This window comes from Enterobacter roggenkampii, assembly GCF_001729805.1.
Classification (GTDB): Bacteria; Pseudomonadota; Gammaproteobacteria; order Enterobacterales; family Enterobacteriaceae; genus Enterobacter; species Enterobacter roggenkampii.
Genome location: NZ_CP017184.1, coordinates 3829156 through 3837331, shown reverse-complemented (window position 1 = coordinate 3837331; position 8176 = coordinate 3829156). Strand labels below are relative to the sequence as shown.

The following is an 8176-nucleotide window of genomic DNA, read 5'->3' as shown; positions in this document are numbered from 1 at the left end:
TTGGCACAAGATGTACTTTGTTGCGCGATTGATGCCATCACAAGATTGAGTTGAAGTGGTCAACAAAAACTGACCACAGATTTAGATTTTTTCCAGTATCGGTTTTCCGAGTCGTTTGGTGGTAACCCACCGTTATATTCATGCGGTCTGAGCGCGCTGTAATATCCAACGATATAGTTCGTTATTGCATGAGTTGCAACGCTAAAGCTTAGGTAAATTAAACAGGAGCCCCCGACAGTTAATCTCTTAACCGTCTGAGTCTCCTGACTCGCAGCCTGCACCTTTGCAGACTCTTTACCCGAAGGGGGCTTCGCTAGGGCGGAAGCGTCTGCGGGGCTAAAGACGCTTAACAGCGCAAAAAGTTGCCGTTGCGGAATACAGCAGGGAAAACCGGTTTTAATTCACGAAAAAGTAAGGGGAAAATCGGGTTCATCGCAGCAGGCTGCGTCGGAAAGAGTTGTTGTTGAGAATAGCTCGCTGAACAGCGCAATGTGTGCACAGGAGCCGTGGGCATGCAGAAATCCATTGCTGGAAGGTGGTGGGTTTGGGCCAGGAGGCGGGACTGCTGCCGCCACTGGTGCAGGTGTAGCAATCGGTGAAGCGCTGACTAATGATAAAGAACAGCCAAATACTGGCGCAAATTGGACGGATGAAGAAAAGGCAGAACTGGGGGGAGCGGGATCAGGCACGCCGGGGGGCTGGGAGCCGCAGGATGAGGAGAATGCTCGGAATAACAGGGCTTCTACTGCCCCATCAAAAGATCGCCTTAATGAGGCCGCTTCAGCATCTAACAGAAATGGATTGACTGATGCCGGACGAGCACTACAAAAGCATGGCGGAAGAGAAGGTTCCGCATATTCTTATTCCAGTCAAAAAGCGTCAGTTCTTAATCAGGAAGCTCAGAATATAGTTAACGAAATATTAAACAATCCAAATACTAAGATTGAATCCCGAGTGGTTTTTGAAAATAAACAAAGGATTACTGTTGTTGAAGCTACAGCTCCTGATGGACGAGCATTACGATTTAATTCTGATGGTTCAAGATTAATTGGCTTCCGTGAACCACCAACTAAATAGAGGTCTCATATGTTGGAATATAGCGTAGGTAGTTCAGTTGATCGGGAAGATCTTTATGCTGAATTGTCTTTTAATCGAGTCCAGTGGGGTGAAATCTCACTATCAGAAGACAGGAAATCAGTGAATATTATTATTTATCCAGATGAAAGTAATATTCTTGAATTTCAATGCGATGAGTTTTTACAGCTTATAGAGAAGGCAAAGTCTCATCTTCTTCGCCTTGAACCACTGTCTAAATGACACAGATCCCGGCCACTGTGCCGGGATCGTTTAATCAGCCGTTAAGTTTACCCCCAATGCGGCGCTGGGCGCGAAGCTGGCGTCAGAAGGAAAACTGCAGGGCGATACGCCGCAGGAGCAGGAAGCGTTCCTGAAGACGCAGCCCGGATATCAGAATACCGAGTACGGTCCGGGGAGTGCCTTCTGGACTAAGGGCAGCGCAGCGGCGGGATTACTGGCAGGTGCGCTTGGCGGTAACCTGAAGGCAGGTGCGGCAGCGGGGGCGGCCCCTCTGCTGGCGACCCTGGTCAAGGAGCAGAAAGATCCGACAGCCCGTGCCGCGCTGCACGGTATTGTGGCTGCGGCGCTGACGCAGCTGAGTGGCGGGAGCAGTGCGGATGGCCTGAAGGCTGGTGCCATAGGGGCCATTACGGCCTCGGCGATGACTGACCATCTGGTCAGCGCGCTGTATGGAGATAAAAAATCCAGTGACCTGACGGCAGAGGAGAAACGGCTGGTCAGTAGCCTCGTGAGTATCGCAGGTGGTCTGGCGGGCGCAGCAGTGACGGATGGTAGTGTCTCCATGGCGGCGACGGCGTCGGAAACGGCGAAGGTGGAGGTTGAGAATAACTCGCTGGGTGTCGTTATACAGGGCGGTAAACTGGCTGCACAGGGATGTCTGAAAATTTCTGCTTGCCGTGATCGCCTGGTTGCCAGTGGTCTGGGTGCTTTACTGGGCATTGGTGCATCCACATCAGCAATGGATAGATTGTCACAAGATGAGCAGTTGCATCTGATCTATGTGGCCTCGCTCAATGATCCTTCCCAGCTCAGTCAGTTAAATGATGCTCAGAAAGCGGCCTATGAGTCCCTGACAGGTAAGACGATCACCAGTACTGGTGGTACGCAGGTCATCAACCCGGGACCATCAAACACTGGTGGAGACCAGACTGTAACTGGAAATGTGCCTTCAAATACAGGGAATAATAAGTCCTCGGGTCAGAGGGCAACCAATACAGGTAAGAATGATGGAAATCCGGATACTGGCGGCAATACTACGGTTACACCGATTCCAGAAGGGCCGAATAAGGATGATTTAGCTTATCTGGCCCTTAAGGGTAAAGAGGCTGAAGAAGCAGCTAAAAAATTAGGATTCGATACCAGAATCCCACCACAGAAAGCACCATTTAATTCTCATGGGCAGCCGGTTTATTCTGATGGTAAAAAATACATTACTCCCGATATTGATAGTCATAATGTTACAAATGGTTGGAAAATGTTTGATCGTAAAGGCAACAGAATAGGAACTTATGACAGTAACTTGAACAGGATTAAGGACTAACATATGTTTGGCATTTTCCCTGAGGATAAACCAGTGAATAATGAAGGTGAATGTTTCTTGCCATCATCGGTAATTATTGGTGGTTTTTCAGAGGTAATAAATATTCCACTATCTTACTGGAATATAGATAATTACAAAGTTAGCTGGCTAAACTCTCTTAAAGAGGGATTGACAAATAAAAAGCATGCTGCATTGGTTGTTTCAATGTATGAGCCTGATGATGCGAACTTTATATTTACTTGGGTTTTATATTTCTCGGGTAATGATGTTTTTGTTCAAAATAAAATTTTATTTTTGGATGAGTGTCCGGGATTCAATCCTGAAATGATAAATAAATTTACTGATTCGCGCAAAACACATAATGAAGATGGAGTTAAAATTTCAGAGTGGAACACTGATTTAGATAGTGTTATTAATTTTTATAAAACTCTAAAAAAATGGCATGAATCAAATCGTTGATACATGAATTTGAGGTATAGCGATATTATTCGATAATATATGAATTTATTTTGGCAGAATATTAAATGATATCAGTAGGTTACACCGTGTTATGTTCGTTGGGAGCTCTTCTGCGTGCTATTTATATGATAAATGCGTGGCAGACCTGAGCGTCACTGCGCGGCGGTAGCGTCTGTGGCTCCAAAATGCTTAACAGCGAAAAAAGCTTGGGCATAAAATATAACAGGGTCAATAAGCCACTAAAAGAAAAGGGATAAGACATTATCAGAGCAATGTGCGTCGGATCGAGTTGTTGTGGAGAATAACTCTCTGAGTGATGGGTTCGATTTGCCAAAAGGGATGATATATAACTGCCAGTTGGTACAGTCCTATGCACAGTATGCTGAGGACAGCAATCTTTCGCCGGAGCAGGTTTAGTCTGGATTACAGGATATTGTGTGCGGTGATTTACCGGAGAGCGAAAACATTATCAAAGCGATCTGGGAAAACAGTCCGGGAACAGATGGTTTGTTAATAATCTCAGAGTCAGTGAAGGTATGGAAGATGTTAACGAGTATATTGAAAACCATTATCCTGATTTTGGCCCAATCGCCTATGAAGATCTTGTTGGACTGACGGAGCATGTTCAATTAATTTTCAAAAATGCTGGATATGATGCATAAATTTTCTTTATATGCTCTGTAATAACATTTTGATATGGAGTCTTAACCCGTTATGCGTACGGACGGAAAAAAGGGTCAGGTAAATATTTAAGTCGGAATGCATTAACAATAATAACTAGCGCCACCAATCCTGGCATCTGCGCATTTCTTTATTTTGTAGACCCGGTAAGCGAATTGTATGACCGGATACATAGGTGACAGATCAGACCGGGAACATAGGTAACACTTTTAGTCTATCCGCACCACACTCTGGGTTTTTCGGTCGTAGTACGCAAGCGTTATTCCGTTGAAGATGATGGCCTCCAGGCCATCATCCTGTTCTTCCAGCATGATGTACTCATCAGTCAGCGCTTCACTCAGGAACACCGTCCCCTTTTTCCCCATATAGAGTGTCCCCCTCGATTTCACCCTGTAGACCGTTCCTCCTGACGGATAGGCATAGTCAGGAACACGGCCATCCCACTGTCGCTTCGAGGGGTGCCACACCGTTCCGGGCGTTGCACCCGCCAGGGCTTCATGCGGTCTTTCGTAGTTAAATTCTTCCCGGTAGTCACTGAACCACCGCTGTTGTTCTTCCATCGTCATGAAGGTGTTCCCCTGCGCCAGCGCACTTTTCAGGGAACGGTGCATGCGTTCGTGCCGCCCGTTCTCTTCGGGATGGCCCCGCCGGATACGCTCCGGTCTGACGCCCAGCTTTATCAGCCAGACGGCAAGGCGACTTAACCCGGCGATACCCGTCCCTGCGAAGGGCTGACCATTATCGGTTCTCAGAACGTCCGGCAGACCGTACTCCAGGAACGCCTCCGTCAGACAGTGCCTGACGAAGGGCTCGCTCTCACGGTCTGTTCCACGGCAGCTCAGCAGATACCGGCTGTGGTTGTCGGTCAGGGTAAAGGGATGACAGTACTCTCTGCTCAGCAGCCTGAACTTGCCTTTAAAATCAGCGCTCCAGACCTGATTGTTTTCACTGATGCTGGTCAGGGGCCGGCGATTCCCCGGCGTTCTGCGCTTTCTCTTTCTGTCAGGTACCAGGCCTTCACGCTTGAGGATATCGCCGACAGTGCTGGCAGCAGGAACGGTAAAATCGACGTGATGATTGAGGAGCCACATCCGCAGTTTTTTCGGGCCCCAGTCAGGGTGTTTCTGACGCAGGGCAGTCAGGTGTCCGACGACCTCATCAGGAACCGTCCGGGAGTGAGAGCATGGTGCGCGCGACCGGTCAGAGAGAGAGGACAGGTCAGAAGGGTCAAAACGCTGAAGCCATTTGTAGCCGGTTTTGCGGCTGATACCAAAAAGACGGCAAAGAGCGGAGAAGGAGTCCGTACCTGCATGGCAGGCACGGATAAAATCAAGGCGTTGCATAGGTCGGGTCTCAGTCCAGGGCATAGCGAGTCTCCTCTTCTATGCCAGTTATAACTGTTACCCATGTATCCGGTCTAAAGTGTTACCCATGTTTCCGGTTCATACCGAATCGCTACCGGGCCATGGCAGATTAATTATTGACTCATCACCCTTTCGGGAACACCCAAACATGCTTCTCCGGCAGCGAAAGATGGCAGTGCTGCGGATCCCGAACCTCATGCCCATACGCACGGATCACAAAATCATCCCCCACCGTGCGGAACAGGTATTCCCAGCGGTCGCCGAGGTACATGCTGGTAAGCAGCGGCAGCTCAAGCTGATTTTCCCCTGGCCCCTCGACTACCGCCACGCGCTCGACGCGGATCACCGCCGTGGCTTCATCACCGCTCTGCACCCCTTCACCGGCCTGGCCCCACAGCACCCAGCCTTTTCCTTCGATACGCGCTCTGCCGTCGCGCACTTCGGTGACTTTGCCGTGCAGGCGGTTGTTGCTGCCCATAAACTCGGCGGTAAACAGCGTTTTCGGCGAGCCGTACATCTCCTGCGGCGTGCCCTGTTGCTCAATTTTGCCGTTGTTGAGCAGCAGGATGCGGTCGGATATGGACATCGCTTCGTTCTGGTCGTGCGTCACCATCAGCGCGGATAGCCCGAGCTTGATAATCAGCTCGCGCAGGAACACGCGGGCCTCTTCGCGCAGCTTGGCGTCGAGGTTGGAAAGCGGTTCGTCCAGCAAAATCACCGGCGGGTTGTACACCAGCGCCCGGCCAATCGCCACGCGCTGCTGCTGCCCACCGGAGAGCTGATGCGGGTGACGTTTGCCAAGATGGCCCAGACCCAGCTGGTCCAGCACGTCCTGCACGCGCTGCTGGATCTCTTTGGCCGGGACTTTGCGCAGCTTGAGCGGATAGGCCACGTTCTCAAACACGGTTTTGTGCGGCCACAGGGCGTATGACTGGAATACCAGCCCCAGGTTACGCTCTTCCGCCGGGACCTCGCTGCGCGGCGTACCGTCGTAAACTTTATTGTTGCCAATCACAATCGACCCCTGGGTCGGTTTTTCCAGACCCGCGACGGCGCGGAGAAGGGTGGTTTTACCGCTGCCGGAGGGGCCTAACAGGGAGACCACTTCGCCGCGCTTCAGGTTCATGGAGACACCTTTTAAAACAGGATTGTCGCCGTAGGTTAAGTGCAGATCGTCAACCGCTAATTCAATCATGTATTTTCACTCCGAAACGAAGGGCAATGCCCAGACCTACCACGACCAGCAGGATATTAATGAAAGAGAGCGCCGCCACGATATCAATGGCGCCTGCGGCCCAGAGGGAAACCAGCATCGAGCCGATGGTCTCCGTGCCGGGTGAAAGCAGGTACACACCCGTTGAGTATTCGCGTTCAAAGATCAGGAACATCAGCAGCCACGAACCGATAAGACCGTAACGGGAGAGCGGGATGGTAACGTGGCGGGTGATCTGCCCGCGCGTCGCCCCGGTGCTGCGCGCCGCCTCTTCAAGCTCCGGCCCTACCTGCAGCAGCGTGGAAGAGATGAGCCTCAGCCCGTAAGCCATCCACACCACGGTATAGGCCAGCCAGACGCTGAAAATGGTGCTTCGCAGCGAACGCAGCCAGACGATGACGTTTTCGCGCATCCAGTCGGTCCAGGCGAATCCGGAAAGCCAGCCGGATTTCAGCGAGTTATCCAGCCACATCGGCAGGAACAGGAACACCCACAGGAAGGCCAGACCCGCCAGCAGGCCAGGCACGGCGCGCGGCACCAGCACGCTGTAGTCCAGGAAACGCGTAGTGTTATCCGGCTTGCGGTGCATGGCAATGCCGACAAACAGGTAGCACACCACGGCCAGCGCGCCGCCAATGACGCCAATCGCCATGGAGTTAACGATGGCGCGCAGCAGGTTGGGCTGCGCCCAGATGGTGCGGAAGGTGTTCAGGGAAAGCTCGTCCCACAGCGAAACGCCCACGCCCCAGTTGGAGATAAACGCGCGCAGCACCACGCCGAGCAGCGGAACGCCAATGGTGACGGTGAGCCAGAAGGCAATCACCGCGCCAGCCACCCAGCGCCATTTACCCAGCGGTAGCGCGCGGGCCTGCGAGGCCTTGCCCTTCATGGTGACGAAGCGGTTGGCGGTGCGCATCAGGCGACGCTGGAGCATCACCAGCGGGATGGTGATGCAGATGAGCACCACGGCAACCGCCGCCATCAGGTTATAGGACGGGGTACCCATCTTGTTCGTCAGTTTATAAAGATAGGTCGCCAGCACCATATTGCCTTCCGGGTCGCCGAGGACCAGCATCAGGCCGAACACTTCCAGCCCGAGGAAGAACAGCAGCACGGTGGCGTACAGAATAGACGGGCGCACCATCGGCAGGCTGACGGAGGTCATCACCTGCCAGGGCGACGCGCCCGCGGTGCGTGCGGCTTCTTCCACGTCGGAGCCCACGCTGCGCAGCGCTGACGAGATATACAGATAGGCGTGCGGGACGTGCGTCAGGCCGGCAATGACCACAATGCTCGATATGTCGTAGATGTTCCACGGCACAAAGCCAATCAGCGCCTCAGCCCACTGGGAGAGAAAGCCCACCGGACCGGCGGCCACCACGTAGCCGAAGCCCAGCACCATCGGTGAAACGAAAATCGGGACCAGGATCAGCGGCTCAATCAGCCGGCGACCGGGCAGGTCGGTACGCACCATCAGAAACGCCAGCACGCCGCCCAGCGGGATAGAGATAAAGACCAGCCCGAAAGCCAGAATAAAGCCGCTTTTCAGGGCCTTATAAAAATCAGGATCGGTGAAAATAAAATCAAATGATTCAAAGCTCCACTCTTTTGACGGCGAAAAGAACGGCGCGGACAGGAAGCTCTGGATCACGATAAACGACAGCGGCGTGTAGATAACCAGGGCGGTTATCAGCACGACGATGCCTCGCGGCAGGCTTTGCCACTTTCTGCGTAATGTATTCATGGGGTATCCCTGGTGTTGCAGCCCAGAAAAACGAACTCAGTCGATAAGGGAGCGCGGCGGCCAGCGCCGCGCTCAGA

Annotated in this window: 7 protein-coding genes and 1 pseudogene; 4 read left to right on the top strand and 4 right to left on the bottom strand. The window is 52.4% G+C overall.

Annotated elements, in window-relative coordinates; all coding sequences use genetic code 11:
- Positions 1 to 59: 59 nt before the first annotated feature.
- Positions 60 to 215, bottom strand: a pseudogene (locus tag BFV67_RS23515) (IS3 family transposase); the annotation flags it as partial.
- A 310-nt stretch (positions 216 to 525) separates the two neighbouring features.
- Here BFV67_RS23515 and BFV67_RS24285 point away from each other — a divergent pair.
- The 4 genes from BFV67_RS24285 to BFV67_RS24780 all read left to right on the top strand — a co-directional run bounded on the left by BFV67_RS24285 (position 526) and on the right by BFV67_RS24780 (position 3759).
- Positions 526 to 1077 (top strand): hypothetical protein, encoded by a 552-nt coding sequence (locus BFV67_RS24285; RefSeq protein ID WP_157888829.1) that lies wholly within the window; start codon positions 526 to 528, stop codon positions 1075 to 1077.
- A 574-nt stretch (positions 1078 to 1651) separates the two neighbouring features.
- Positions 1652 to 2638 (top strand): VENN motif pre-toxin domain-containing protein, encoded by a 987-nt coding sequence (locus BFV67_RS17950; RefSeq protein WP_084833298.1) that lies wholly within the window; start codon positions 1652 to 1654, stop codon positions 2636 to 2638.
- A 3-nt stretch (positions 2639 to 2641) separates the two neighbouring features.
- Positions 2642 to 3097, top strand: coding sequence for a hypothetical protein (locus tag BFV67_RS17945; RefSeq protein ID WP_023294493.1), 456 nt, complete (start codon positions 2642 to 2644; stop codon positions 3095 to 3097).
- 536 nt (positions 3098 to 3633) lie between these two features.
- The gene (locus BFV67_RS24780) at positions 3634 to 3759 is read left to right on the top strand and encodes a hypothetical protein (protein WP_256388758.1); all 126 of its coding nucleotides are present in this window, start codon (positions 3634 to 3636) and stop codon (positions 3757 to 3759) included.
- 228 nt (positions 3760 to 3987) lie between these two features.
- Here the strand turns inward: BFV67_RS24780 and BFV67_RS17935 are convergent, their stop codons facing one another.
- From BFV67_RS17935 to BFV67_RS17925, 3 genes are all read right to left on the bottom strand, one after another.
- Positions 3988 to 5121, bottom strand: coding sequence for an integrase core domain-containing protein (locus tag BFV67_RS17935; protein WP_235610607.1), 1134 nt, complete (start codon positions 5119 to 5121; stop codon positions 3988 to 3990).
- 145 nt (positions 5122 to 5266) lie between these two features.
- Positions 5267 to 6337: an ABC transporter ATP-binding protein gene (locus BFV67_RS17930; RefSeq protein ID WP_023326018.1), complete on the bottom strand. Its 1071-nt coding sequence runs from the start codon at positions 6335 to 6337 to the stop codon at positions 5267 to 5269.
- On the bottom strand, positions 6330 to 8099 hold the full coding sequence (locus tag BFV67_RS17925) for an ABC transporter permease (RefSeq protein WP_069598754.1): 1770 nt from the start codon (positions 8097 to 8099) through the stop codon (positions 6330 to 6332). The genes BFV67_RS17930 and BFV67_RS17925 overlap by 8 nt, the downstream gene beginning before the upstream one ends.
- Positions 8100 to 8176 lie beyond the last annotated feature (77 nt).